Origin of the sequence: Nocardioides sp., assembly GCF_030655615.1 — a bacterium.
GTDB lineage: Bacteria > Actinomycetota > Actinomycetes > Propionibacteriales > Nocardioidaceae > Nocardioides.
This window is the reverse complement of sequence record NZ_JAURVJ010000070.1, coordinates 1-25385: the sequence shown is the minus strand read 5'-3', so window position 1 is coordinate 25385 and position 25385 is coordinate 1. Positions and strand designations below refer to the sequence as shown.

26 protein-coding genes and 2 pseudogenes are annotated in these 25385 nt (G+C 74.4%); 14 read left to right on the top strand and 14 right to left on the bottom strand.

Annotated features, from left to right (window positions below):
- Positions 1 to 195, bottom strand: a pseudogene (locus tag Q7T52_RS05940) (hypothetical protein); the annotation flags it as partial.
- Positions 196 to 381: 186 nt separating this feature from the next.
- Here Q7T52_RS05940 and Q7T52_RS05935 point away from each other — a divergent pair.
- Positions 382 to 1173 carry an HAD family phosphatase gene (locus Q7T52_RS05935; protein ID WP_304800347.1) on the top strand — a complete coding sequence of 264 codons (792 nt, stop codon included), beginning with the start codon at positions 382 to 384 and terminating at the stop codon, positions 1171 to 1173.
- Between the two features lie 16 nt (positions 1174 to 1189).
- On the opposite strand, the gene Q7T52_RS05930 is transcribed toward Q7T52_RS05935, so the two are convergent.
- Entirely contained in the window at positions 1190 to 2272 is a 1083-nt protein-coding gene (locus tag Q7T52_RS05930; protein ID WP_304800345.1) for an alkene reductase, read from the bottom strand.
- Between the two features lie 64 nt (positions 2273 to 2336).
- Here Q7T52_RS05930 and Q7T52_RS05925 point away from each other — a divergent pair, with 64 nt between their 5' ends.
- From Q7T52_RS05925 to Q7T52_RS05910, 4 genes are all read left to right on the top strand, one after another.
- Positions 2337 to 2708, top strand: a complete 372-nt coding sequence (locus Q7T52_RS05925; RefSeq protein WP_304800343.1) for a MerR family transcriptional regulator — start codon at positions 2337 to 2339, stop codon at positions 2706 to 2708.
- 98 nt (positions 2709 to 2806) lie between these two features.
- A complete protein-coding gene (locus Q7T52_RS05920; protein WP_304800341.1) occupies positions 2807 to 3346 on the top strand; it encodes a hypothetical protein in 540 nt (179 codons plus the stop codon).
- Positions 3343 to 4701: a hypothetical protein gene (locus tag Q7T52_RS05915; protein ID WP_304800339.1), complete on the top strand. Its 1359-nt coding sequence runs from the start codon at positions 3343 to 3345 to the stop codon at positions 4699 to 4701. Before Q7T52_RS05920 ends, Q7T52_RS05915 begins: the two co-directional genes overlap by 4 nt.
- 41 nt (positions 4702 to 4742) lie before the next feature.
- The gene (locus Q7T52_RS05910; protein WP_304800337.1) at positions 4743 to 5099 is read left to right on the top strand and encodes a hypothetical protein; all 357 of its coding nucleotides are present in this window, start codon (positions 4743 to 4745) and stop codon (positions 5097 to 5099) included.
- 447 nt (positions 5100 to 5546) lie between these two features.
- Here Q7T52_RS05910 and Q7T52_RS05905 read toward each other — a convergent pair whose 3' ends face one another.
- On the bottom strand, positions 5547 to 6284 hold the full coding sequence (locus Q7T52_RS05905; RefSeq protein ID WP_304800335.1) for an oxidoreductase: 738 nt from the start codon (positions 6282 to 6284) through the stop codon (positions 5547 to 5549).
- Between the two features lie 90 nt (positions 6285 to 6374).
- Here Q7T52_RS05905 and Q7T52_RS05900 point away from each other — a divergent pair, with 90 nt between their 5' ends.
- The gene (locus Q7T52_RS05900; protein ID WP_304800333.1) at positions 6375 to 7256 is read left to right on the top strand and encodes a class I SAM-dependent methyltransferase; all 882 of its coding nucleotides are present in this window, start codon (positions 6375 to 6377) and stop codon (positions 7254 to 7256) included.
- Between the two features lie 91 nt (positions 7257 to 7347).
- On the opposite strand, the gene Q7T52_RS05895 is transcribed toward Q7T52_RS05900, so the two are convergent.
- Positions 7348 to 8625, bottom strand: a complete 1278-nt coding sequence (locus Q7T52_RS05895; protein WP_304800331.1) for a hypothetical protein — start codon at positions 8623 to 8625, stop codon at positions 7348 to 7350.
- 59 nt (positions 8626 to 8684) lie between these two features.
- Between Q7T52_RS05895 and Q7T52_RS05890 the strand changes: the two genes are divergently transcribed.
- From Q7T52_RS05890 to Q7T52_RS05875, 4 genes are read left to right on the top strand one after another with little or no spacing between them, the layout of a single operon-like run.
- The gene (locus Q7T52_RS05890) at positions 8685 to 9800 is read left to right on the top strand and encodes a sensor histidine kinase (RefSeq protein WP_304800329.1); all 1116 of its coding nucleotides are present in this window, start codon (positions 8685 to 8687) and stop codon (positions 9798 to 9800) included.
- On the top strand, positions 9797 to 10543 hold the full coding sequence (locus Q7T52_RS05885) for a LytTR family DNA-binding domain-containing protein (protein WP_304800327.1): 747 nt from the start codon (positions 9797 to 9799) through the stop codon (positions 10541 to 10543). The genes Q7T52_RS05890 and Q7T52_RS05885 overlap by 4 nt, the downstream gene beginning before the upstream one ends.
- A 10-nt stretch (positions 10544 to 10553) precedes the next feature.
- A complete protein-coding gene (locus tag Q7T52_RS05880) occupies positions 10554 to 10946 on the top strand; it encodes a hypothetical protein (RefSeq protein ID WP_304800325.1) in 393 nt (130 codons plus the stop codon).
- Positions 10943 to 12442 (top strand): cation acetate symporter, encoded by a 1500-nt coding sequence (locus Q7T52_RS05875; protein WP_304800323.1) that lies wholly within the window; start codon positions 10943 to 10945, stop codon positions 12440 to 12442. Before Q7T52_RS05880 ends, Q7T52_RS05875 begins: the two co-directional genes overlap by 4 nt.
- Before the next feature lie 9 nt (positions 12443 to 12451).
- Here Q7T52_RS05875 and Q7T52_RS05870 read toward each other — a convergent pair whose 3' ends face one another.
- The 7 genes from Q7T52_RS05870 to Q7T52_RS05840 form a co-directional block, all read right to left on the bottom strand.
- Positions 12452 to 13786, bottom strand: a complete 1335-nt coding sequence (locus Q7T52_RS05870) for a hypothetical protein (protein ID WP_304800321.1) — start codon at positions 13784 to 13786, stop codon at positions 12452 to 12454.
- Between the two features lie 40 nt (positions 13787 to 13826).
- Complete coding sequence (locus tag Q7T52_RS05865) at positions 13827 to 15122, bottom strand: calcium-binding protein (RefSeq protein ID WP_304800319.1); 1296 nt, start codon at positions 15120 to 15122, stop codon at positions 13827 to 13829.
- 45 nt (positions 15123 to 15167) lie between these two features.
- Complete coding sequence (locus tag Q7T52_RS05860) at positions 15168 to 16001, bottom strand: hypothetical protein (RefSeq protein ID WP_304800317.1); 834 nt, start codon at positions 15999 to 16001, stop codon at positions 15168 to 15170.
- On the bottom strand, positions 15991 to 16491 hold the full coding sequence (locus Q7T52_RS05855) for a SigE family RNA polymerase sigma factor (RefSeq protein WP_304800315.1): 501 nt from the start codon (positions 16489 to 16491) through the stop codon (positions 15991 to 15993). The genes Q7T52_RS05860 and Q7T52_RS05855 overlap by 11 nt, the downstream gene beginning before the upstream one ends.
- A 204-nt stretch (positions 16492 to 16695) precedes the next feature.
- A complete protein-coding gene (locus Q7T52_RS05850; protein WP_304800313.1) occupies positions 16696 to 17364 on the bottom strand; it encodes a sirohydrochlorin chelatase in 669 nt (222 codons plus the stop codon).
- Between the two features lie 43 nt (positions 17365 to 17407).
- A complete protein-coding gene (locus Q7T52_RS05845; RefSeq protein WP_304800311.1) occupies positions 17408 to 18253 on the bottom strand; it encodes a uroporphyrinogen-III synthase in 846 nt (281 codons plus the stop codon).
- A 91-nt stretch (positions 18254 to 18344) separates the two neighbouring features.
- Positions 18345 to 19241, bottom strand: coding sequence for a DUF559 domain-containing protein (locus Q7T52_RS05840; RefSeq protein WP_304800309.1), 897 nt, complete (start codon positions 19239 to 19241; stop codon positions 18345 to 18347).
- A gap of 109 nt (positions 19242 to 19350) precedes the next feature.
- On the opposite strand from Q7T52_RS05840, the gene Q7T52_RS05835 reads away from it, so the two are divergent.
- On the top strand, positions 19351 to 20337 hold the full coding sequence (locus Q7T52_RS05835; RefSeq protein WP_304800307.1) for an NAD-dependent epimerase/dehydratase family protein: 987 nt from the start codon (positions 19351 to 19353) through the stop codon (positions 20335 to 20337).
- A gap of 171 nt (positions 20338 to 20508) precedes the next feature.
- Here the strand turns inward: Q7T52_RS05835 and Q7T52_RS05830 are convergent, their stop codons facing one another.
- Together Q7T52_RS05830 and Q7T52_RS05825 are read right to left on the bottom strand one after the other, a co-directional pair.
- Positions 20509 to 20982, bottom strand: coding sequence for an OsmC family protein (locus tag Q7T52_RS05830; RefSeq protein ID WP_304800305.1), 474 nt, complete (start codon positions 20980 to 20982; stop codon positions 20509 to 20511).
- A 46-nt stretch (positions 20983 to 21028) separates the two neighbouring features.
- Positions 21029 to 21598: a nitroreductase family protein gene (locus Q7T52_RS05825; RefSeq protein WP_304800303.1), complete on the bottom strand. Its 570-nt coding sequence runs from the start codon at positions 21596 to 21598 to the stop codon at positions 21029 to 21031.
- Positions 21599 to 21657: 59 nt separating this feature from the next.
- On the opposite strand from Q7T52_RS05825, the gene Q7T52_RS05820 reads away from it, so the two are divergent.
- From Q7T52_RS05820 to Q7T52_RS05810, 3 genes are all read left to right on the top strand, one after another.
- Positions 21658 to 22038 (top strand): hypothetical protein, encoded by a 381-nt coding sequence (locus tag Q7T52_RS05820; protein WP_304800301.1) that lies wholly within the window; start codon positions 21658 to 21660, stop codon positions 22036 to 22038.
- A 17-nt stretch (positions 22039 to 22055) separates the two neighbouring features.
- Positions 22056 to 23552: a carboxyl transferase domain-containing protein gene (locus Q7T52_RS05815; protein WP_304800299.1), complete on the top strand. Its 1497-nt coding sequence runs from the start codon at positions 22056 to 22058 to the stop codon at positions 23550 to 23552.
- 164 nt (positions 23553 to 23716) lie between these two features.
- Complete coding sequence (locus Q7T52_RS05810) at positions 23717 to 24520, top strand: SDR family oxidoreductase (RefSeq protein WP_304800297.1); 804 nt, start codon at positions 23717 to 23719, stop codon at positions 24518 to 24520.
- A gap of 9 nt (positions 24521 to 24529) precedes the next feature.
- On the opposite strand, the pseudogene Q7T52_RS05805 reads toward Q7T52_RS05810, so the two are convergent.
- Positions 24530 to 25385: pseudogene (locus tag Q7T52_RS05805) on the bottom strand (hypothetical protein); the annotation flags it as partial.

Genomic DNA, 25385 nt, shown 5'->3' with positions numbered 1-25385 from the left:
CCCGACCAGGACCACGGGTGCGCGCGCCCAGGACCGCAGCGCGCTGCCGGGGTCGGCGGCGACGTCGGGGGCGACACCGGCGGCCGCGGCGAGGCGGAGCAGCTCGTCGCGCAGGGCGGGATCGGCGGTGACGAGGAGCGGGGCGCGGCGGGCGAGGTGGTGGTCATGGGTGCGGAGGGCCTGGTCGAGGGTCATGGAGCGAGGTTTCCCGCACCGTGGGCTCGGCCGCCCCCGGCACCGTGCGGCCTGTGGAGAGAGCGCCGGGATCCCCCGCCTGTGGACGACTCCGGGTCAACTGCACAGGCCAGCCAGCTGGTGAACCCGCGCCTGCACCGGCCCGGCGCACCCTGCGGGTGGAGCCGACCCACCTACGATGAGCCCATGGCCCGCGCCGCGGCGTTCTTCGACCTCGACAAGACGATCATCGCCAAGTCGAGCACGCTCGCGTTCTCCAAGCCGTTCCAGGCCGGCGGGCTCATCTCCCGGCGGGCCGTGCTGCGCTCGGCCTACGCCCAGTTCGTCTTCCTCGCCGGTGGCGCCGACCACGACCAGATGGAGAAGCTGCGGCAGTTCATGTCGAGCCTCGTCGCCGGGTGGGACGTCGCGACCGTCCGCGAGATCGTCGCCGAGACCCTCCACCACGTCGTCGACCCGATCGTCTACGACGAGGCCGTCAGCCTCATCGCCGAGCACAGCCTCGCCGGACGCGACGTCGTGATCGTGTCGGCCTCCGGGACCGAGGTCGTCGAGCCGATCGGCGAGCTCCTCGGCGCCGACTACGTCGTGGCGTCGCGGCTCGAGGTCGTCGACGGCAAGTACACCGGCGAGATCGACTACTACGCGTTCGGCAAGGAGAAGGCCCGCGCGATGGTGCGGCTGGCCGAGGAGCGCGGCTACGACCTGGCGCAGTGCTACGGCTACAGCGACTCGGTCACCGACGTCCCCATGCTCGAGGCCGTCGGCTTCCCGCACGCGGTCAACCCCGACAAGGACCTGCGCAAGGAGGCCGCCTCGCGCGGCTGGCCGGTGCTGGTCTTCGTCAAGCCCGTCGCCCTGCGCACGCGCGTCCCCCTCCCCCCGGCCGGGCCGACGCTGGCCGCGCTCGCCGTCGGCGGCGCCGTCGCGGTCGGCGGGGTGATGTGGGTCAACCGCAAGAAGACGCGCGGCGCCTGACGTCGGACCGAGGCCGTCAGGCCGAGTGCTGGTAGGCCGGGTAGGTCACGTAGCCGTCGTCGCCGCCCATGAACTGCTTCGCCTCGTCGTACGGCGCGATCGGCAGCCCGGCCCGGAGCCGCTCGACCAGGTCGGGGTTGCTGATGAACGCCCGCCCGAACGAGATCAGGTCGGCGCCCAGCCCGAGCCAGTGGTCGGCGGCCGCGCGGTCGGCATGCCGGGGGCCGCCCGGCATCACGGGGTTGACGATCAGCGTGCCGGGCCAGGCGCGGCGCAGGTCGACGAGCACCTCCTCGGAGGTCGTCGCCTCGAGGTGCACGTAGGCCAGGTCGAGCGGCGTGAGCTCGGCCAGCAGCGCGAGGTAGTGCTCGCGCACATCGGTCTCCAGCGCGCCCCAGATGCCCGAGCCGGGCGAGAGCCGGATGCCGGTGCGCGGGCCGCCCACCGCGTCGACGACCCCCGAGACCGCCTCGACGGCGAAGCGGATGCGGTTGGCGACCGAGCCGCCGTAGCGGTCGGTGCGCAGGTTGGCGCTGGTCGAGAGGAACTGCGTGATCAGGTAGCCGTTGGCGCCGTGCAGCTCGACCCCGTCGAACCCGGCCTCGACCCCGCGAGCCGCGGCGTCGGCGTACGACGCGGCCTGCTCGGGGATCTCGTCGAGGGTGAAGGCGCGCGGCACCGGCGCGGGCGCCATGCCGGTCGGGGTGAAGACCTCGCCCGACGCCGGTACGGCGGACGGCCCGGCCGGCTGCAGGCCGGTGGTGTCGGGGTGCGAGACGCGGCCGCCGTGCATGAGCTGGGCGAAGATCCGGCCGCCGTTGACGTGCACGGCGTCGGTGACCGGCCGCCAGGACGCGACCTGCTCGTCGGTGTGGAGACCGGGCGTGCCGGGGTTGGACTGGCCCAGCAGGCTGGGCTGCACGCCCTCGCTGACGAGGAGGCCCGCACTGGCGCGCTGCGCGTAGTAGGTCGCCATCGACGGCGTCGCCAGGCCGCCCTCGGCGGCGCGGACGCGGGTCATCGGCGCCATGACGACGCGGTTGGGGAGCGCGAGGCCGCTGAGGTCGGCCCGGTCGAAGAGGGTGCGTGGAGTAGTCATGGTGCTAGCGTGAACCCTGACACTGACGTCAGAGGCAAGTCCTGTCCGTGAGAGGTGGACCACAGTGCGCATCGGAGAGCTGGCCGACAAGGTCGGCGTGAGCGTGCGGTCGCTGCGCTACTACGAGGAGCAGGGGCTGCTCGTCTCGACCCGCAGCCCCTCCGGCCAGCGCCACTACGTCGAGGCCGACGTGGCGCACGTCCTCTTCCTCCAGCGGATGTACGCCGCCGGCCTGTCCAGCCGCACCATCCTCGAGCTGCTGCCGTGCTCGATGGCCCCGAGCGAGGGCAACTCCGACGCCGCCTTCGAGCGGCTCGTCGAGGAGCGCGACCGCATCACCGCCCACATCGACGAGCTCATCGGCACCCGCGACTCCCTCGACGGCCTCATCGCGACCAACCGCGCGCACCGCGCGACCCTCAGGTCCAGCGCCTGACCTGCACCCGACCCGACCGGCTGGCTGGCTGGCTGGCTGGCTGGCTGGCCGGAACGTTCCATCTCGCCAGGACCAGCAGCGACTCCTAGCGTCGGTCCATGAACTTCGACCAGCTCGGCTACACCGCGGAGAAGGCCGGCCCGTCCGGCACCTCGACCGACACGGTCCCCGGTGCCGAGCCGCCGGCGGTCGCGCTCCGCCTCGTGACGACGTACGACGACCGCACCCGTCGGGTCGACATCGCCCTCGCCGGACCCGAGTCGGTCGCCATCGAGGACGGCGAGACGACGACCTTCCCGACCGAGCGGCTGTGGCCCGTCGTGCGCGGCCTGCTGCCGCCGATGCACCAGCTCAAGGCCGACCCCGAGGGCCGGCCCGCGACCGACAACCGCAACCCCGGACCGGGCTTCGCCGAGGACTGCCGCGCGTTCGTCGCGCTGGCCACCGTGGTCGACGAGCAGGTCAGCGTCCGCACCTGGCTGGCGACCGACGAGGAGCTCTGGTCGGTCACCCCGCGGGCCGACGGCAGCACCGACATCAGCCCCGCGCCCGACGGAGCCGTCGCCGACCTGCTGGTCTGGGACGTCACCGCGGCGCTCGAGGTGCTCGTGGCCGAGGCCGAACGGCGCGCGTCATGACGACCCTCGGGATGGACACCGAGGCCGGGCTGGCCGCGAGCACCGAGCTCGACCAGGGCTCGCAGAAGATCGCCGAGCTCGCCACCCGCCTCGACAGCGCCCTGCGGTCCTTCGACTGGACCGGCACCGACGCCGAGCGCACGCTCGACACCTGGCAGCAGAGCGAGAAGCCCACCCTCGACACCACGGTGACCCAGCTCGCGTCGATGGCCCTGCTCATCCGCCAGGAGGCGCAGGCGCAGGACACCGTCTCGGGCGACGGCACCACCGCCGGCGGTGCCGCGGGCGCCACCACCTCTCAACCCCAGGGGTTCCTGGGCAAGGTCGGCCAGTTCATCACCGACCGGATCTCCGCGGTCTACGACGGCGTGGTCCGCACGCTCGGCCACACCGGCGACTTCCTCGGCAAGGTCGGTGACGTCCTCACCGGTCGCGAGGACCACTCGGTCTCCGAGATCGCGGCGAGTGCCCTGCTCGCGATGGGCGCGGGCGTCGGCACCGCGGTCAACGCGGTGACCGGCAAGGACGAGCACTGGTTCGGCGAGGGCGCCGGGGTCGCCGGCGTACCGACCACCGTCGCCAACGACGCCGCCCAGGGCGGCCTCTACTCCCCCGCGCTCGCCCGCCCCACCGACCTGCCGAGCCTGATGCAGAGCGTCACGGACTCCTACCAGGTCGGCAAGGACCCCGGCAACGGCTGCGGCGACGTGCGGATCACCCGCGTCGACAACGGCAACGGCCCGGCCTACGTCGTGTCGATCCCCGGCACCGAGACCTGGTCGCCGACCGCCGGGTCCGAGCCCCGCGACCTCTCCGCCAACCTCCAGCTCGTCGCCGGCAACCCGACCGCGGCGGCCGAGTCGGTGCGCGCGGCGCTCGACGCCGCCGGGATCCCGCCCGGCTCGCCGGTGATGCTCGTGGGCCACAGCCAGGGCGGCATCATCGCGGGCCAGCTCGCGTCGGACCCCGCGTTCGTCGAGCGCTACGGCATCACCAACGTGATGACCTACGGCGCCCCCATCGACCACATGCAGCTCGCCCCGGGCGTCGAGGCGCTCCAGGTGCAGCACCGCTTCGACGTGGTGCCGCGGCTCGACCTCGGCGGTGTCGACGTCAACGGCGTCAACTCCAACACCCACGTCACCGGCGTCACCCTCGCCAGCCCCGGCGGCGTGTTCGGCGTGGTCACCAACCACGACCACACGGAGTACATCAACTCGGTCCGCGAAGCCATGGCCGGCGACAGCGACGCCGCCCGTATCCTGCGGGACTACCAGTCCACGCTGTCACCGTTCCTCGTCACCCCGACGGGGACCGCGACCGCGATCGACGTGCCGGTGAGCCGCCGGCCCTGACCCGCCACTCACCTGCCACCGACCCGCTGAGGGAGACCGCCATGGGCCTCTTGTCCAAGATGCTCGGCGGCCGCCCGGGCGAGACCGCGATCAACGAGACCCTTGGCGACGCCGTGCGCGTGCTGCCCGGCGTCACCGCCCACACCCTGCGCTACAACCACCAGCCCAACGCGTCGGGCGCGGTGTCGGGGGTGGTCGACGTGGTCGACTCCTCGACGTTCCTCGAGGTGCTGCGGACCGTGCGCCGGGTGCTCGACGGGCTCCTCGGCTCCGGCGCCGACCGGGTGACGTTCTACCTCACCGGCCGCACGCCCGACGGGGTCTCGGTGACCCCGGGCGACCTCGGCCTCAGCCAGCCGCCGACCGGGCGCGAGATCGCCCAGCGCCTGCTCTCCTGACGGCATCTGGGCGACACGCTCGCCGCGCCCGACACGCCAAAGTCAAGCCTTGTACCTGGCTGGCAACAGGCGTACACATGTGACCAGCAGCACAACTCCAGAGCAGCACGTGATCCGGGTACCCACGCGGCGAACCACCCTTCTTGAGGGCGCCTGCCATCGGGATACTCCCGGGACAGCAAGCTGAGATTGCACGCTTGGTAGCCAGCGGTTCACGTGTCAGCGGTGGCGTCCAGGTCCCTCGTGACCTGGGCGCCACCTGCACGTCACCGGCCAGCCGGCGGCGAGGAACGAGCAGCAGGCGTGGGGCCGGGGAGGTTGAGCAAGCGACGTGGGTGAGCCTGCGAACCCACGCCGGCGCGTCGAAACGTCACCGGCCAGCCGGCTGCGAGGAACGAGCAGCAGGCGTGGGGCCGGGGAGGTTGAGCAAGCGACGTCAGCTCGAGGTCAGCCGGCGTCGGCCGCGGCCCGGCGGAGCGGGCTCGCCTCGGCCGCGGCGGCGTAGGCCTCGGCGGCATAGAGCGTCCACGCGTGGACGCCGGCCGCGCCGCCCTCGGCGTAGCCGCGCAGGTTGGACTCGTAGGCCTCGCGCAGGGCCAGGTGCCCGGCCTCCGGCACGATCAGCGACTTCTCGTCGACGCCACGGGCGACCAGCACCAGTCGCTCGACGGCCCGGGCCACGATGCCGTTGTGCGACGGGAACGGCGCGGCCGTGACGAGCTCGGCGTGGACGAGGCCGGCGACGAGCAGGGCCGGGGCGTCGGTGGTCGAGGTGAGCACCGCGGCCACGTCGCGCAGCCGGGCGGCCGACTCGGCGTCGCGGGGCCGGCCGAGCCGGTCGTCCTCGACCGAGCCGTTGGCGGCGAGGGCGTGCACGCGGGCCAGCGCCTGCAGGGGCGAGCGGCCGAGCGTCGGGGCCAGCGACAGCAGCTCGGTCGAGACCCGCACGCTGTCGCCCGCGACCTCGTCGCCCTCGCCCGAGCGCACCTGCGCGAGCGTCGCGGTCGACCCCTCGAGCACGGCGCTGGCGTGCGCCCCGCGCAGCAGCGACTCGGCCGTCGTCTCGGGCGTCGTACGACGCAGCCCACGGTCGCGGAGCACGACGTCGATCCCGTCGCGCGCGGCCGCGTAGGCCGACGGGACGCCCTCGAGCGTCACCAACCAGGCCAGGGGATCCGCGGTCACCGCCTCACGCTACCGAGCGCACCACCCCGCGCGGACAGTGGCCGCGCGTCGGCCCACCCGAGCCCCGCGCGCGCCGTACGATCGTCCTCGATGAGCACGGACCCCCAGCGCCACGCGCGTTCCTTCGGCGGCGTGGCCGACGCCTACGACCGCGGACGCCCGTCCTACCCCGACGCCGCCGTCGCGTGGCTCGTCGGCGAGCGCCCGGTGACGGTCCTCGAGCTCGGCGCGGGCACCGGCAAGCTGACCGAGCGGCTGGTCGCCGCGGGCCACGACGTCCACGCCACCGAACCCGACGAGGCGATGCTCGCGATCCTGCGGCGCCGCCTGCCCGACGTCCGCACCTCAGCCACCGGCGCCGAGGAGATCCCGGTCGCCGACCAGTCCGTCGACGTGGTCGTCGCCGCGCAGTGCTTCCACTGGTTCGACCCCGAGGTGGCGCTCCCCGAGATCGCCCGCGTGCTCCGTCCCGGCGGCCACCTCGCGGCGGTCTGGAACCAGCGTGACGAGCGCATCCCGTGGGTCCGCAAGCTCGGCCGGGTCATCGGCACCCAGGACAACCTGACCGACCCGCTGGTCGCGGTCGAGACCTCGACCGACTTCCACGAGGTCGACGACGCGGCCTTCAAGCACTGGCAGGTCGTCGACCGCCGCTCGATCCAGGACCTCGTCCGCTCCCGCTCCAACGTCGCCGTCCTCGGCGAGGCCGAGCGCGAGCGCGTGATGGCCGAGCTGCTCGCGCTCTACGACGACTACGGCCGCGGCATGGACGGCATGCAGCTGCCCTACCAGGCGCGCTGCTTCCGCGCCCGCGTCGCCGAGCGGGCCGTGCCCGTCCCGGAGCCCCGGCTCGAGCCGACGGTGCCGATCGCCCTCGCCGGCGACGACCCGATGGTCGACTCCGCCGACACCATCCCGCGCGTCGCCGCCGGGTTCGAGGACACCGGCACGCTGCTCATCGACTTCCGCTGAGGGGGCGCCCGGCCGGCCGGCGCTCATGGACCGACGGGCAGAGTGACCGAGCCCGACCCCGGCGACTCGATCTGCACGTCCGTCCACGGAGTCACCGCTCGCACCGGACCCGCCGCTCGGCCTGGCAGATGTCGCGACCGGCCCGTCCGTCGGCCCGGTCGAGGCCGGGACCTCCGAGCAGCACGTCGTCGCGGCGACCGCCCTGGAGCACGTCGTCACCCGGGCCCCCGACCACCCGGGCGGACGGCTCGGTCGCCGTGCCGGGGCAGTAGTGCCGCCAGACCGTGAGCCGGTCGTCGCCCCGGAGGCCGATGATGCGGGTCGACCGGCAGCCGTAGCCGCGCAGCCGCTCGTCCCGGCTGCTCCCGCGCATGACCAGCGAGGCGCTGGGGACCGCGGCCGTCACCGCCTCCATCCCGGCCAGCTCGTACGACGTCCGCGCGGTCACCGCGGTACCCGACTGCAGGTTGACGGTCAGCCCCTCGTAGGCGTAGAGCTTCACCAGGTCGGTGCCCGCGCCACCGGCCAGCCGGTGCAGCGTCCCGGGCTCCGTCATGAGGACGTCGACCACGTCGTCGCCCGCACCCATCGCCGCTTCGGCCCGACCGTCGGAGACCAGTGTCTGCGGGCCCGGACCGCCGACGAACCGCAACGACTCGGCGCCGTACACGGAGAAGGTCTCGGTCCCCGCGAAACGCAGCCAGGGCTGGCCGTCACGGGTGCCACGGCCCTCCGGGACGTCGATCACCAGGGCCCCCGGCGCGTCCGCCAGGGCTCCCAGGGAGTCCGTCCCCGGCCCGCCGTCCACGAAGCCTGGCCCGGTCATCCCGAGCGGGCGCAGGTCGGCCTGGTCGTCCCCCGCGCCGAGACGGATGACGTCCTGGACGCCATCGCGTCCCTGCGCCATGACGGTGTCGTCGCCGCCGCGGGTGTCGACCACGTCGCGGGTGGTGTCGGGCTGCGAGGTGGTGTCCTCGCCCGCCCCGGTGGCGACCGTCTCGTCACCCGGACCGCCGGAGAACCGGTCGGAGCCCGGACCCAGCGTCACGTCGAGGGACCGGCGGCTGCTGCCGACCGCGACCACGCGGTCCGGGCCGTCCCCGGTCCGCACGAAGGCGAGGTCCGTGCGCCCGCGCGGGTTGGTCACGCACACCAGGTCGGCGCCGCCGCGGGTGTCGACGGAGCCGGCACCGGCGGTGACCACGACGTCACGACCCGCCGTACCCTCGATGCGGTCCTCGCCGGCGGGCGCCCCGACGACGGTCGCCCGCTGCCCCTGGCAGGTCGGCGGGGCCGCGTCACCGGGAGCGGTCGGCAGCACGACGATCACGGCCAGCACCAGGGTCAACGGTCCGAGGGTTCGTCTCATGCCAGGACAACGCGGGGCGGTCGCCGCGCGTTGACGCCGAGGTGTGGTCGGATGACGCCATGGCGCACCTGTGGCGACGGACACACCTCGGCACCGAGGCCGACCGCGCCACGTTCCGGACGCTCCACCGCGCCTCGCTCGCCTCGCCGGCGCTGCGCGAAGGACTCACCGAGGACAGCGCGACCCGGGCGGCCGGGCACCTGCGGGCGCTGCTCGGCACCCCCGCCCTGGCCGTCACCGACACCGCCGGCTGCCTGACCTGGGACGGCGCGGGCGGCCACCACGCCGACCAGGTCCCGGCCCTGCTCGGCGCCACGCTCGAGCGCGGCCGCACCCGCAGCTTCGACCGCGGCGACCTGGTCTGCGACACCACCGGGTGCGAGGTGCGGACCGCGGTGGTCAGCCCCCTCGTCGTCGACGACCGCATCGTCGGCACCCTGGCCGCGTTCGCGCCCTACCAGACCGCCGGGCTCGCCCGGGCCACCGACGAGGTCGCGACGTGGGTGTCGGGGCAGCTGGCGCTGGCCGAGCTCGAGCTGTCGCGGACCCGGCTGGCCGAGGCCGAGGTGCGGGCGCTGCGGGCCCAGATCAGCCCCCACTTCATCTACAACAGCCTGGGGGCGATCGCGAGCTTCGTGCGCACCGATCCCGACCGCGCGCGGGAGCTCCTCCTGGAGTTCGCCGACTTCACGCGCTACTCGTTCCGCCGCCACGGCGACTACACGACGCTGGCCGAGGAGCTGCGCTCGATCGAGCGCTACCTGCTGCTCGAGCAGGCGCGGTTCGGCGACCGGCTGCAGGTGACGCTGAGCGTCGCGCCCGAGGTGCTGACGGTGGCGCTGCCGTTCCTCTGCGTCCAGCCGCTCGTCGAGAACGCCGTGCGCCACGGTCTCGAGGGCGTCGACCGCACCGGCCACGTGCGGATCACCGCGCGCGACCGCGGACTCGACTGCGTCATCGAGGTCGAGGACGACGGCGCCGGCGAGGACCCGGAGCGCGTGCGCCGGGCCCTGGCCGGGGACACCGCGCTCGACTCCGTCGGCCTGGGCAACGTCGACGCCCGGCTGCGCTCGACGTACGGCGACGACTACGGTCTGGTCGTCGAGACCGCACCCGGGGCCGGGACCAGGGTGGTCGTGCGGGTGCCGAAGTTCGCGGCGGGGGTGTCGGCATGACCGGGACGACAGCAGGGCTGCGGGTGCTCGTGGTCGACGACGAGCGGCCGTCGCTCGACGAGCTCGAGTTCCTCCTCTCGCGCGACGAGCGCGTCGCGTCGGTGCGGACCTGCCACTCGGCCACCGACGGCCTGCGCGTGCTGCGCGAGGGCGACGTCGACTGCGTCTTCCTCGACATCCAGATGCCCGGGCTGACCGGGCTCGAGCTCGCCGAGGTCCTGACCCGCTTCAAGGAGCCGCCGCCGGTCGTCTTCGTCACCGCCCACGAGGCGCACGCCGTCGACGCGTTCGACCTGCGCGCCGTCGACTACGTGCTCAAGCCGGTGCGTGCCGAGCGCCTCGCCGAGGCCGTACGCCGGGTGGTGGACGGCGGCGGAGCCCGCGAGCACAGCGCTCCTGCGGTCGCCGATCTCCAGATCCCTGTCGAGCGTGGGGGTGTGACGCGCTTCGTGCCGCGCTCGACGGTCTCCCACGTCGAGGCCCAGGGCGACTACGCCCGCCTCCACACCTCCGCCGGCAGCCACCTGCTGCGGGTGCCGCTGTCCACGCTCGAGGAGGAGTGGGCCGACGCCGGCTTCGTCCGCATCCACCGCTCGGTGCTCGTGGCGACGGCGCACGTCTCGCAGGTGCGGATGGAGGCCGGGCGGTGCACGGTCGTCGTGGGCGACGGCGCCGAGCTGGTCGTCAGCCGCCGCAACACCCGCGAGCTGCGGGAGCGGTTGCTGCACCGGAGTGACTCATGACGCCGAGTGGATGTCCACGGTCGTGAGCGGCACCCAGCCGGAGCCACCTCGCCGCGTCCGGGTCACCGGGCCCGACCGGCGCCCGCGACCTCGACCCCGCACGGGTGACATCGACGACGGGACACCGCTGGGCGGGGTCTACCTGGGGTCGCTGCTGCGCGAGCAGCTGCTGCTCGCCGGCCGCATCCTCGGCCTGCTCGCGCTCACCGTCGGCAGCCTGCCGCTCGTGTTCTTCCTGGTGCCCGGGCTCGACGACGTACACCTGCTCGGGCTGCCGATGGCGTGGCTGGTGCTGGGGGTGCTCGTCTATCCGTGGCTGGTGCTGCTCGGCTGGCGCTACGTGCGGCGCGCCGAGCGCAACGAGCGCGACTTCGCGGAGCTGATGGGCGAGGTCGAGAAGTGAGCAGTGCTCCGGGTTTGATTGCGGTCGTCCTCGTCACCCTGGCCACGCTGGCGATCGGCACCTGGGGACTACGGTTCTCCCGGACGACCTCGGACTTCTTCGTGGCCAGCCGCACCGTCCGACCGGGGCTCAACGCGAGCGCGATCGGGGGTGAGTACCTCAGCGCCGCGTCGTTCCTGGGCGTCGCCGGGCTGCTGCTGACGTTCGGCGCCGAGATGCTCTGGTACCCGATCGGCTGGACCGCCGGCTACCTCGTCCTCCTCGTCCTGGTGGCCGCGCCACTGAGGCGCAGCGGCGCCTACACGCTGCCCGACTTCGCGGAGGCGCGGCTCGACTCGCGGCGTGTCCGCAACCTCTGCAGCCTGCTGGTGGTGGCGATCGGCTGGCTCTACCTGCTGCCGCAGTTCGAGGGCGCCGGTCTCACCCTGACCGCCGCGATCGACGCGCCGCGGTGGGTCGGACCGGTCGTGGTCGGCGCGGTCGTGCTGGTCAACGTCGGGTCGGGCGGGATGCGCAGCATCACCTTCGTGCAGGCCTTCCAGTACTGGCTCAAGCTCAGCGCGATGCTCGTCCCCGCCGCCGTGCTGCTGGTCGTCTGGGCCGGCGACGAGGTGAGCGGGCCGAGCGCGACGGCCGGTGACTGGTCGGTGCCGCTCGGTGACGGCGGCGCACAGGGCCTCTACACGACGTACTCGCTGGTGCTCGCGACGTTCCTCGGCACGATGGGCCTGCCCCACGTCGTCGTGCGGTTCTACACCAACCCCGACGGCCGGGCCGCCCGACGTACGACGCTCGCGGTGCTGGCGCTGCTGGGTGCGTTCTACGTCCTGCCGCCGGTGTACGCCGCCCTCGGCCGCGCCTACGGGGCCGAGCCCGCCGCGTCCGACAGCCTCGTGCTCGAGCTGCCGCGGCTGATCGCGCCCGGGCTGCTCGGCGACGTCCTCACCGGCATGGTGACGGCGGGCGCGTTCGCGGCGTTCCTGTCGACGAGCTCGGGCCTCGCGATCGCGGTCAGCGGCGTGCTCACGCAGGACGTCACCGCGCGCCGGCTGCCCCGGCTCGGGGACCTTGCGGCCTTCCGGCTGGCGACGCTCGCGGCCGTCGCCGTACCCCTGCTGGCGACGCTGGTCCTGCCCGACTTCGGCGTCGCGCGGGCGGTCGGGCTGGCGTTCGCGGTGGCGGCCTCGACGTTCTGCCCCCTGCTGGTGCTGGGGATCTGGTGGCGCGGCCTCACCGCCGCCGGTGCCGTCGCGGGACTGCTGACCGGTGGCGCGGGCTCGGTCGCCGCGGTCGCCTGGACGCTGTTCAGCCGGACGGCGGACGACGTCCGCGAGGGCTGGTTCGACGTGGTCGTCGGGCAGCCCGCCGCGTGGTCGGTGCCGCTGGCGTTCGCCGCGATGGTGCTGGTGTCACGGCGTACGACGGCACCGGGCCACGCGCGCCGCTTCATGGTGCGGCTGCACACCCCGGAGACGGTCGAGCTCGACCGGTCCTGACGAGCCGGGTCAGGAGAGCTCGCAGCCGAGCTCGAGCTCGGCCCGGCAGGTGTCGCGCCCGTTGGCGCCGTAGGCCCGGTCGTCGCCGGTCCCGCCGATGAGCCGGTCGGGGCCCCAGCGCCCGTAGAGGGTGTCGTCGCCGGGGCCGCCGGTGAGGGCGACGACGCCGTTGACGGGGACCGGGCAGTCCGGCAGCGGCCAGCCGCCCTCCTGGGGGAAGGTCCGCGAGCGGAGGCGGTCGTCGCCACCGAAGCCCCGCACCGAGCCGCCGCACGCCTCGGCGACGAGCTTCTCGGGGGCGTCGGAGCCGCGGAGGACGGCGCGCTGGGCGATGACCGCGAGGTCCTCGACGCCGGGGATGGTGGAGGCCGAGGTGGCTTCGTCGGTCGTGCAGCGGTAGGTGTCGCGGGCGAGGTCGGCGGTGGCGGTGCCCTGGCAGACGCCGATGTCGGCGAAGTCGCGGCCCGGCCCGCCGTCGAACGTGCCGGGGAGCGGTGCGACGTGCGTCAGCACGACGTCGTCGCCGCCGCCCATCTGGGCGCCGTCGATCTTGTAGGACTCGACCGTCTCGTTGCGCGCGCTGCCGATGAAGCGGAACGACCCCACCTCGGCGTTCATCGCGAAGCGCTCGAAACCGTCCCAGGACAGGGTCGGGACGCCGTCGGCGGTCGCGGTGCCGGTGGCCGCGGTGTTGGTCACGAGCCACTCAGCCCCGCCGAGCGGGTCGGGCGGGCCCGGGACGACCTGGTCGGGGAGGGGCCCGTAGAGCAGCAGCTGGTCGGAGTCACGTCCGCCGACGAACCGGGCCCCCTCGCCGGCCACCCGGTTGGCGAGGTAGAGGTCGTCGCGGCCGGGGCCGAGGTCGATGTCGTCGACGAGCCCGCCGTACGGCGCCCCGGAGGAGACCGAGTCGGGACCGCCTCCGGTGCTGATGACGTCACGGTCGTCGCGCGACCCCTCGCTGTCGTCGCCGGCGAAGACGTCGTCCTTGCGCGACCCGCCCACGTAGGTGTCGCTGCCACTGCCCAGGTCGACCTGGACCACGCGGCCGGCCCGGTTGAGCACCCGGTCGTCGCCCGCGCCGGTGGAGATCTGGGTGGTCAGGCGGTCGCCGCGCGCGGTGATGCACACCAGGTCGTCGCCGCCACGGGTCCCGACGACCTGCGCGCCGCCGGTGATCATCACGTCGTCGCCCGCGGTGCCGACCAGCCCGCCCTGGCCGTGCCCGACGATCGTGGCCGGCCGCCCCGCACAGGTCGGGCCCACGGCCTGCGCGCTGTCGACGTACGACGTCACGAGGGCGGGCGCGAGCAGGGGCAGGAGGAGCAGCGGTCGCAGGTTCACAGGATCCTTCCTACGCTCACTGGTCGGGAAAACCTAGGACTCAGGACTCGCACCGGACCCGAGCCTCGGCCAGGCAGGTGTCGTTGCCGGCGGCACCGTCGGCGGAGTCCGTCCCCTCACCGCCGTCCAGGAGGTTGTCGGCGCGGTTGCCGATCAGGACGTCGTCCCCACCGTCGCCGTGGACCTCGCCGGTGATCCCGTCGCAGTCGAAGTCCTCGTCGAAGAACCCCTCGACCGCCTCGAGCCGGTCGTCACCCCCACCGCCGCGGACGACGACGTCGCAGCCGTAGGCCGACAGCTTGTCGGCCGTGTCGCCGCCCTGGATGGTGACCCGGGCGCCGACCCCGAGGTAGGTGTCGAACCCTGCGAACCGGACGTCGGGCAGCGTCCCGGTCGTGCTGGCCGTGCCACCCGGGACGTCGATGAGCAGGTCCTCGCCCGCGACCGTGAGGGCGTCGGTCCCAGCACCGCCGTCGACGTCGATCGACGGCGGGCTCTGTGCCCAGCCGACGAAGACGCTGTCACCGCCTCCGCCCATCGCCGCCTCGAGCCGGGAGACACCCCCCGCGTTGAGCTGCTCCCCGGCGTCGCTGCCGGTGAACCGCAACCGGCCGCTCACGGCGAGCCGGAGGTCGTAGGTCTCGAAGTCCTCGTGCGCGACGACCGGGGTGCCGTCGCTGGTGATGGTCCCGGCCGGCACGTCGACGGCCGTGTCGAGGCCGAGGTCGGGCTCGACCATGAGCCGGTCGAAGCCGGCTCCACCGACGAGCCGACCGCCGTCGAAGCGCGTGGCGCGCAGCTCGAGGGTGTCCGAGCCCGGGCCGAGGTCGATCCGGTCACCGACGCCGCGCGGGCCTCCGGTGACGACGCTGTCGTCACCGGCACCCGTGGCGATGTCGTCGTAGGCGTCGTCGTCGCCCTCGTGGTCGCCGTTGCCGCCGTACTTGTTGCCCGTCACGCGGTCCGACCCGATCCCGCCGCGGTAGTAGTCGCGGCCCTGACCGAGCTGGGCGTAGACGGTCGCGGCGCGCCGCATCTGGACGACGACCCGGTCGTCACCTGCGAGGTCGACGACCTGGGCCGTGCGGCCGGCCGAGCCCGTGACGCACACCCGGTCGTCGCCCCGCCCCGGCAGGACGAGCGACGAGCCGCGGGTGACGATCACGTCGGCACGCCGGGTGCCGCGCAGGACCTTGCGCGTGCCGTCACCGACGATCGTGGCGCGCTTGCCCTGGCACGTCGGTCGGCCGGGTGCCGCCTCGGCGGGCGACGACGTGACCGGTACGACGAGCAGCGGGACGAGCAGCAGGAGCGGGACGAGGGAGCGGGGCTTCATGTCAGGTCAACGCTGCTCGGACCCTTGGCGTTGACGCTGGCTCGATCAGTTCCCCTCGCTGCCCAGCCCCGAGCCCCGGCGAGGGGCGTCGTCGGCCAACGGCACCCACGCCTCGACGGCGGCGATGTCGGCGAGCTCGGCACCCGAGAGCGGCGGGTCGTCGAGGTCGGGACCGTCCCACGCCGAGCACTCGCAGAGCACGAGCGACACCGCCCAGCCGTCGTCGCGGAAGACGGTGACGGCCCGGACCTGGTCGTCGGGGTCGCCGGTGTCGAGCTTGCCGCGGCCGTTGGCCGCGTCGATGCTGACCGCGCCGGCCGTGGTGTCGGCGATCCGGGCGACCTCTCCGGTGGCGGTGGTCTCGCAGGTCGACGTCGCTCCGGCGGCCTCGTCCTCGGCCACGAGCGCAGCACAGGCCGCGTCGGCGTCGCCCTCGACGTAGGCGACGGCCGCGCCGGCGAAGACCGGGTAGCGGCCGTCGGCCTCCGGCCACCAGAGGAAGCGGGCGTAGTAGCGCTCGCCGGCCGCCGCGCGATAGGTGGTCTGCTGCCCGCGCGCGCGCCCGCCCGCGTTGTCCACGAAGAACGCCACCGGGCGCGTGCCGTCGAGGACGGCCGCGCCGGTGGTGGGGCCGTCGGCCGGGGGCACGCCGCCGTCGTCGCCCTGCAGCTGGAGCGCCAGCAGGGCGACGGGCACGACCACGGCGGCCGCGGCGACCGAGGCGACGACGGCCACGACGCGGCGACGACGTCGACGGCGGCCGACGTGGTGGCGGACGACGGCCAGGGCGTCGTGGCGCGGCTGGATGCCGGAGACTCCGGTGCGGAGCCGATCGAGGAGGGCGGCGTCGGGGCCGTCGAGGTCGTCGCTATCGGCCATGACCGTCCACCTTCTCCTGGGTCAGCTCCTCGCGCAGCCGGGCGAGGCCGCGCATGAGGTGGGTGCGTGCGGTGGCCGCCGAGCACCCGAGCCGGTCGGCGATGGCGGCGTGGTCGAGGTCCTCGACGGTACGCAGCACGACGGCGGCGCGCTGCTTGGGCGACAGCGTGCCGAGCGCGCGGACGAGCTGGGGATCGAAGGTCTCGGCCATCTCGACCGGGCGGTCGATGCCGTCGTACGTCGTCTCGACGGGCATCTCACGCCTGAGCCGGCGGTGGCGGTCGACGTTGAGCCGGACGAGCACGGTCTGGGCGTAGCCGCCGGGGTTCTGGTGACGCAGGCGGCGCCACCGGACGCCGACCCGCACCAGCGACTCCTGCACCAGGTCCCAGGCGTCGTGGGGGTTGCCGGTGAGCCCGTAGGCCACGCGCAGCAGGCGCGGGGTCTCGGTCGCGGCGAACTCCTCGAAGTCGAGCAGGTGGGTCGTCACCGCACCGTCCTCGAGGACCGTGGCGTCACGCCACGGCACCTCCACCGAGATCGAAGCACCGCCGGTCCTTCCCGTAGGCGCGCGTGCTGACTCCCAGACGATAGTCACGCTCGTCGCCCCCCACGGCACAGTCCCCGGATCCGGCTCACGTCAGGTCAACGCGGTGGGGGCCCGTCGCGTTGACGGCGTGGCGAGAATTCTGGATCAGTCGGCGGACAGCGCGAGGGCCCGGCGTACAACGAGCTCGACGACGAGCTCGTGGGCTCCCATGACCTCGGCGACGACCACGCCGTCGGGTGCCTCGCGGCGCACGCGGTCGTGGAAGAAGCCGGGCGAGAGGAGGTAGGGCGACACCGCGTCGCCGGGGCGGACGACGTCGATCGGCCGGGTGCCGTGGCCGGAGAGGGTGGCGAGCTCGACCGGGCCGTTCCACGCGCGGGAGAGCAGCGACACGGCGGCCATCTGGTCGCAGGTGGCCGCCTCGTCGGTGGAGCCGGCGGCGACGAGGACGACGCGCTGGCCGGCGGTGGCGCCGGCCTCGAGGAGCCGGGCGACCTGGGCCTGGGCGAGCAGCGGGTCGGGGCCGAGGGGGGCACCGAGGACGACCGGGACGTTCGCCTTGGCGACGGCCTCGGGGAGGTCGGTGCGCATGTGGAAGCCGGTCGAGAGCAGCAGCGGCACGACGACCGTGGGCGCCTCGGCCTCGATCATCACGTCGGCGAAGAGCGGCTCCGCGAGCTCGACGAACGAGACCCGGGCGGGGACGCCGAGCCGCTCACCGGCCGCGGCGGCGACGAGCCGGGCGACGTCGTTGCCCGCGAGGTTGCGGGTGCCGTGGGCGACCGTCACCAGGCTCTTGGGGGAAGACTCCACGGGCTCGATCATGCGCTGCCCGGCCGCACGCGGCCACCTCGGGTCACCTGGTGGTCCCCGCGGCCCGTTCGACGAGCGTGCTCTCGAGCTGCTTGACCATCGCGCCGAGGCGCGAGCGGTCGGGGTGGATGGTCGGGATCTCCCAGTCCTCGAAGGCCGCAGCCGTCACCGGCCCGACGCACGAGGCGACCACCGTCGAGCCGAACGCCCGGGCCACCGCGGCGTCGTGCCCCTCGGACTCGGCGAGCCCCATCAGCGCGCGCACCGCGGGCGGCGAGGTGAAGGTGACGGCGTCGACCCGACCGGCGGCGACCTCGCGGACCAGGGCGAGCAGCGGTCCCGCGTCGTCGACGTCCTCGACGCGATAGATGGTGACGACGACGACCTCGGCGCCGCGCTCGCGAAGGGTCGCCGCCTCGCCGTCGAGGGCCTGGCCGTACTCCTGCAGCACCACCCGCCGGCCCGTCAGGTCGCGACCGTCGAGGTGCCGCACCATGTCGGCGACCTCCTCGACCGGCGACACCCAGTCCTCGCGCAGACCACGCTGACGCAGCGCGCCGACGGTCTTGGGCCCGCGCGCGACGATCTCGGCCCGGTCCAGGTGCGCGACCAGCCCGTCGAGGGTCCCGTCGGCCTCGGCGGCGCGGAACCACGTCCGCATCCCGATGCCGGTCGTCCCGAGCAGCAGGTCGACGGGCTCGGCCACCACCTCGGCCGTCAGCGCCCGCAGCGCCTCGGCGTCGACGCGGTAGGGGTCGACCGACAGCGCCGGCGCCCACACCACCTCGGCCCCGCGCCGCTCGAGGAGCGCCGACTGCTCGGCGGCCTTGCGCGCGGCGGTGACGCCGACCCGGAGGCCGGCCAGCGGGAGGTCGGCGGGCCCGGGCACGGGTCGATCCTCCCTGCCGCCGCCGGGTGCGCCCACCTCCCCCCGGAGACGGACATGCAGACCCGGCCGAGTCGGACGACGCGCCGCGGTCTCATGCACCGTGGCAGCGACACCCGCACGACTCTGCACGTCCTTCTACGAGAGCGACGACGGCTACCAGCACCTCGCGGACGTAGTCGGGGTCGAACATGACGTCCTCCCAGGAGAAGCGGAGGACGATCCAGCCGTCGACGACCAGCAGGTTGTAGCGCCGGGCGTCCTTGGCCAGCGCCTCCCGGCCGCCGTGCCACTCGAACGAGTCGGCCTCGAGCACGATCCCGAGATCGGCGTCGACGAGGTCGGGGCGCGCCGTGATCCGCCCGCCCCGGATCGTCGTCTGGACCTTCACGTGCAGGCCGGGGACGTCCAGGGCGCAGTCGCGCAGGCCCGACTCGAAGGGGTTCGCCGCGTCGCCGTCAGCGTGCTCCGCCACCCATCGCGCCTGCTGCGCCCCGGGCCCGCGCACCCCGAGCGCTGCCCGTCGCAGGGTCGCCCGGTTCACGTCGTGGCGCAGGGCGGAGTCTGCGACGGCCAGCGCCTCGCGCCGTGGCAGCTGCGACATGCAGGCGGCGAGGGTCGTCTCGTGACCCGTCGCAATGCCGTCCTTGACGTCGGCGGGATCGAGGTCGACCCAGTGCACCGACACTCCGGTGCGCCGGGCGGCCGCGACCTTGCGGTTGCGGGGCACCGCCACGTGCGGCTCCTTGGGGACGACCAGCACCTCCCACCCGTGGTGCAGGGCGGCGCTCGCGAGGCACAGCACGCCGCTCAGGGCATGGGCCGCACGAACGGCCTCGTCCGTCGCGGGCGTGGCGTAGCGGCCGCGGCCGTCGGCGACGATCTCGCCCGCCAGGAGGGCGGCGTCGACCTCGGCCCGGGACGCGGCGAGCACGAGCTGGGCGCGCTTCGCGAACCCGCCCGCCTCGATCACCCGTTGCACCACCGACACGGGCCCAGCCTGGACGGAGCCGCGCGATCGCGCATCCGCTCCTCCACAGGCCCGACTGCTGTCAGCAGAACCGCTTGCCCGGCACGGGCCCGTCGAGCACGGTGGGGGCATGAGGCTCCTGGTGCTCGGCGGCACGGTGTTCCTGTCGAAGGCGGTGGCGGCCGAGGCGGTCGCGCGGGGGCACGAGGTGGTGTGCGCGTGCCGGGGCGCCTCGGGGGCGGTGCCCGACGGGGCGCGGCTGGTGCGCTGGGACCGCGGAGCCGGCGACCCGGCCCCGGTCGACGCGATCGGGGCGGACGTCGACGCGGTGGTCGACGTCGCGCGGCACCCGTCGTGGGTGCGCGCCGGCGTGGCGTCGTACCCGGGTGCGCACTGGGTGTTCGTCTCGACGATCAACGTCTATCCCGACACCGCGACGCCCGGCCTGACGCCCGCGACCTCGAGCCTGCACGACGCCGTCCACACCGACGAGGACGTCACCGCCGGGCCCGAGGTGTACGGCGCCATGAAGGTCGGCTGCGAGGAGGCCGTGACCGCCGGGGCCGCGTCGTCGGTCGTGGTGCGGCCGGGTCTGATCAGCGGGCCGGGCGACGTGACGTCGCGGTTCGGCTACTGGCCCGAGCGGCTGGCCGAGGGCGGTGAGGTGCTGGCGGGCGGCGACCCGGCCGACGTCGTCCAGATCATCGACGTCCACGACCTCGCCGCGTGGCTGGTCATGCTCGCCGAGTCGCGCAGGACCGGGGTGTTCGACGGCATCGGCCCGGCCCTCTCGATCGGCGAGCTGCTGGCCGGTGTCGCCGAGGGCGTGGGCTCCGACGCGGCCCTGACCTGGGTGCCGGACGCGTTCCTCGCCGAGCATGAGGTCGAGCCGTGGTCGGGCGGCCAGGGTCTGCCGCTGTGGCTCCCGCGCCCCGAGTACGACGGCATGCTGGCCCGCGACGCGACCCCGGCGCTCGAGGCCGGACTCGTCGTGAGGCCGGTCTCCGACACGGCGCGCGAGACCCTCGCCTGGATGCGCGACCACCCCGAGGTGGCGCGCACCGGCCTGTCGCGCGAGCACGAGCGCCGCGTCCTCGACGCGTGGGCGGCGCGCTAGGGCGTGGCTCCTTGTCGCTGGCGGATGCCGGCGTCGTCCAGGGCGTGCGATGACGGTGCCGCAGGTGCGCGGCATGCTCGCCGTATCCCAAGCATCTGCGGTGTCCGTCAGCGTGCGTCCTGGGCGGCGTCCGGCGCCGCCATGGACAAGGAGACACGCCCTAGGAGTCGGTCAGGCGACCGGGACGGTCAGCTCGGCCTTGGTCCAGGCGCTGTCGAGCTCGAGCCCGCTGCGCTTGAAGAGCTGGGTGACCGGGCAGCGTCGCTCGGTCTCGCTGACGAGCTGCGCGAACTGGGCGTCGTCGGCGTCGGTCTCGACGGTGACGCGCGCGGTGACCTTGTCGAAGTTGGCGTTGCCGTCGGCGCCGCCGCCGATCACCGACGGGTCGAGGTCGCCGACGACCTCGAAGCTCCAGGTGCCGAGCGCGATGCCGAGGTCCTTGGCCACCAGCGAGCCGGTCACCTGGTTGCACGACGTCAGCGCGCCGAGGACGTAGTAGAGCGGGCTCGGCGCCGCGTCGGCCCCGCCGAAGGACGGCAGCGCGTCGGACTCGAAGCGGTGGCCGCCGGCCTCGAGCGACTGGGCCACCCCGGTGCCGGTGGCGGAGACGGCGAACGGGACGGTGGACTTGGGCGTGGTCGCCATGGGTGCTCCTGGGTGCTGGTCGAGTGGCTGGTCGAGGTAAAGGTCCTTACTCGATCAGCGTAGTAGACATAGGGTTGCCGAACCGTCCCTCGTGCGCGACGTCGGCGAGCGGCCGCCGGACCCGGACCTCCACGTCGCTCTCGACACCGAGCCCGACGGCGATCCCGGTGGTGACCCGCCAGTGGGCCGGCACGCCCGCCTCGCGCGCGAGGCGCTCGTGGTCGAACGCCGCGAACTGGTGGCACGACAACCCGAGGTGCGAGGCCTGCACCGTCAGGTGCGCGACCGCCTGCCCGAGGTCGTAGGCGGCGTAGTCGGAGTAGGCGAGGTCGAGCCCGTCGCCGTCGTCGTAGGCCGCCTGGTGCAGCGAGAAGACGAGCGCCGAGGCGGCCGGGGCCCAGCGGCGGGTGCTGGCGGCGAGGAGGTCGACGTAGTCCGCGTGGAAGGCCGTCCCGCGACGCGCCACGAGGAACGCCCAGGGCTGGGAGTTGCCGGCCGACGGCGCCCAGCGCGCGGCCTCGAGCAGCGAGCTCAGGTCGGTAGCGGCCAGCACGTGGTCGGGATCGAACGCCCGGACGCTCCGCCGGTCACGGAGGAGGGGGAGCAGGTGGGTCACGGACGATCAACCTCCGGGGGTCTTCCCCACTTCCCGGGTGCCGTCGTAGCGTGCCGTCCGTGAGAGAGCCGCACCAGAACGTGGCGACCGTCCTCGTCGACCCCGCGATGCTGCGTGAGCTCGAGCTCGACCTGATGCCGCTCGACCTGTGGGTGTGGCCGGTCGCGACCGCGCCGATCTGCGCCGACGGCCCGCGCCAGGCGTTCCAGGTGCGACGCCGGATGGTCGAGGGCCGGCAGGGCGCGTGGGACGACGCCGCGACCTGGGCGCCGGTCTGGATCGCCTTCGGCGAGAGCTGGTACGCCGGCGACGACCCGCTCCCCTGGGCCGCCCACGCGACGCTGTGGGCCAAGCTCGGCGAGCACGCCGACCACGTCCGCTTCCGCAAGGCCCTGGGCGGCATCCCCAAGCTGGACCTCCCCCTCGACCGCGCCGGCTGACGGATAGCCTCCGGGCCGTGGCCCGACCCTCCGCCCGCGACCTGATCGCCCTCGTCCTCGACGCCGGGTCGTGGACGTCGTGGGACGTGCCGCCGGTCCGAGCCGTCGACCTCGACGCGACGTACGCCGCCGAGCTCGCCGCGGCGGCCGAGAAGTCCGACGTCGACGAGTCGGTCGTGACCGGCGAGGGCCGCCTGCGGGGGCGTCCGGTGGCGGCGATCGTGGGCGAGTTCGGCTTCCTGGCCGGCTCGATCGGCCGCGCGAGCGCCGACCGGATCGTGGCCGCGGTCGAGCGCGCGACGGCCGCCGGGCTGCCGCTCGTCGCGGCCCCGGTCAGCGGCGGGACCCGGATGCAGGAGGGCACGCCGGCGTTCGTGCAGATGGTGCGGATCTCGCAGGCGGTCGCGGCCCACAAGGCGGCCGGTCTGCCCTACCTCGTCTACCTGCGCCACCCCACGACCGGCGGCGTGATGGCCTCGTGGGGCTCGCTCGGCCACGTGACCGTCGCCGAGCCGGGTGCGCTGGTCGGGTTCCTGGGGCCACGGGTCTACTCGGCGCTCTACGGCCGCGAGTTCCCCGAGGGGGTGCAGACCTCGGAGAACCTCTACGCCCGCGGCATCATCGACGCCGTCGTCGCGCCCGAGGACATCCCCGACATCCTCGACCGGGCGCTCTCGGTGCTGATGGCGCCACGGTCCGGGGTGCCGTCGGTGCCCGACCCCGTGGGGGGACCGACGGAGCCGCTGGGTGGGCCCACGCCCGAGATCGACGCCTGGGAGGCCGTCACCCGCTCCCGGAGGCCGGACCGGCCCGGCGTACGACGGCTGCTCAAGTACGCCGCCGCCGACGTCGTCCCGCTCAACGGCACCGGTCAGGGCGAGCAGGACCCCGGGCTGCTGATCGCGCTTGCGCGGTTCGGGCAGGCGCCGTGCGTGTTCCTCGGCCAGGACCGCCGCGGCCAGACGGCCGACCACCCGATGGGGCCGCAGGCGCTCCGCGAGGCGCGGCGGGGCTTCCGGCTGGCGTCGGAGCTGGGGCTCCCGCTGGTCACCGTGATCGACACCCAGGGCGCGGCGCTCTCTCCCGAGGCCGAGAACGGCGGCCTCGCCGGCGAGATCGCCCGCTGCCTCGCCGAGCTCGTCTCGCTGCCGGCGCCGACGCTGTGCCTGATGCTCGGCGAGGGCAACGGCGGCGGGGCGCTGGCCTTCCTGCCGGCCGACCGGGTCGTCGCCGCCCAGCACGCCTGGCTCTCCCCGCTGCCGCCCGAGGGTGCGTCGGCCATCGTCCATCGCGACCTCGACCACGCCCCCGAGATGGCGCGCCGCCAGCAGGTCCGCGCGATCGACCTGCACCGCCTCGGCGTGGTCGACCGGATCGTCGCCGAGCGCCCCGACGCCGCCGACGAGCCGGAGGCCTTCTGCCAGCGGGTGGGGGCCGTGCTCGAGCACGAGCTGTCGGTGCTGCTGAGGACCGGTCCCGGCTCGCCGGCCGACCGGGCGCGGCGCTACGTGTGAGGTGGGGGGGCTGGGCGGCGCGGTCGGGGTCAGGTCCGCAGTAACTCACCGTCCGGAGGACTTACCCGCCCGAATGCGGGCGGGTGAGTCGCATGGACGGTGAGTTACTTGTCCGCCGGCCGACCACCCACGACAAGAACTAGAACTCGTTCTAGTCTGGCGCGATGACCAGGACGTACGTCGTCAGCGGCGCGGCGAGCGGGATCGGCGCGGCCACCACGGCCCTGCTGCGCACGCAGGGCCACCAGGTGATCACCGTCGACCGGCACGATGCCGACGTGGTCGCCGACCTCGGCACGCCCGAGGGGCGCGCCGCCGCGGTGGCGGAGGTCCAGGAGCGGATCGAGGTGGTGCACGGCGTCGTGCCGGCGGCCGGGATCGCGGGGATCACCGGTGTCGACCCGGCGCTGGTCATGTCGGTCAACTTCTTCGGCGCGGTCGGGCTGGTCCGGGGCCTCCGGCCGCAGCTGGCCGCAGCCGGTGGCGCGTCGGTCGTGCTGCTCGCCTCCAACTCGATCACGGGCATGCCCGGCTGGACCGTCGGACCGGCCGCCGCCTGCCTGCGCGAGGACGAGGCCGAGGCACGAGAGCTCGCGTCGGCCGTCGAGGCCGTCATGGTCTACCCCGCGAGCAAGGCGGCGCTGGCGTGGTGGGCGCGGCGCGAGGGCGTGAAGCCCGAGTGGATCGGGAGCGGCATCCGGATCAACTCCGTCGCGCCGGGCAAGGTCGCGACCGCGATGCTGGCGAGCGTCGACGCCGACCCGGTGTTCGGGGCGCTCCAGCGCGACTTCCCGACCGCGATCGGTCGCGACGGCCGGCCCGAGGAGGTCGCCGCGCCGATCGCCTTCCTGCTGTCCGACGCGGCGTCGCTGATGGTCGGGACCTGTCTCTACGTCGACGGCGGCACCGACGCGATCCTGCACCCGCTCTCGCCCGAGGGCTGGGCGGTCGGGCCGGTCGAGGTCTGAGACCCCCGATCAGGGGGTCGGGCTGTCGGCGCCCGGCGCGCAGTTCTTGATCGCGCTGCCGAACCCGCCCAGCAGGGCGAGCCCGCCCTCGAGCGAGCCCTCGGTCCCCTCGACGACCTCGAGGTCCTCGTTGAGGAGGCCGGACTCGATCAGCTGGTCGACGCCGACACTCGTGACCATCTCCTGGGCGAAGCACCGGGCCAGCTCGGGGTCGGTGGTCGGATCCTCGGCGAACCGGGTGGCCAGCGCGTCGACCGCCTGGTCCTCCCGCGAGTCACCGCCGCCGTCCGTGGTCTGCGAGCTGTCGTCGTCCGCGGGCGTGTCCCCACCGTCGTCGTCGCCGGCGATCAGCACCACGGCGACCACCGAGCCGACGACGAGGACCAGCACCAGCACCGCCGCGATGATCCAGCCCGCCCGGCTGCTGCCACCGGGCGCTGCCGGCCCGGCCTGGTGGTAGCCGCCCGTCGGAGCCGAGGCGAACTGCGGCGTCGACGGGGTCGGCGGACGGAACGGCGGCGCCGGCGGCGCCGTCGACAGCGGCGACGGGGTCGGCGTCGGGGTCGGCGTCGGGGTGACCGGCGGCGCGAAGGTCCAGTGCTGGGGCTTGGCGAGCTGCGGCGCGGCGTCGGCCGGTCGCGCCGGCGTCGCGTCGTCGGGCAGGCGTACGACGGCGCGCAGGTCGTCGCGCATCGCCTGCGCCGAGGGGTAGCGGTCGCCGGGCGCCTTGGCCATCGCGGTGCGCAGGACCCGGTTGATCTCGGCCGCCAGCGGCCCGGTCGGCGCAAGCTGGGGCACCGGCTGCTCCACGTGGGCCATCACGACCTGGTAGTCGGTGCCCCCGGCGTACGGCGCCTTGCCGCTC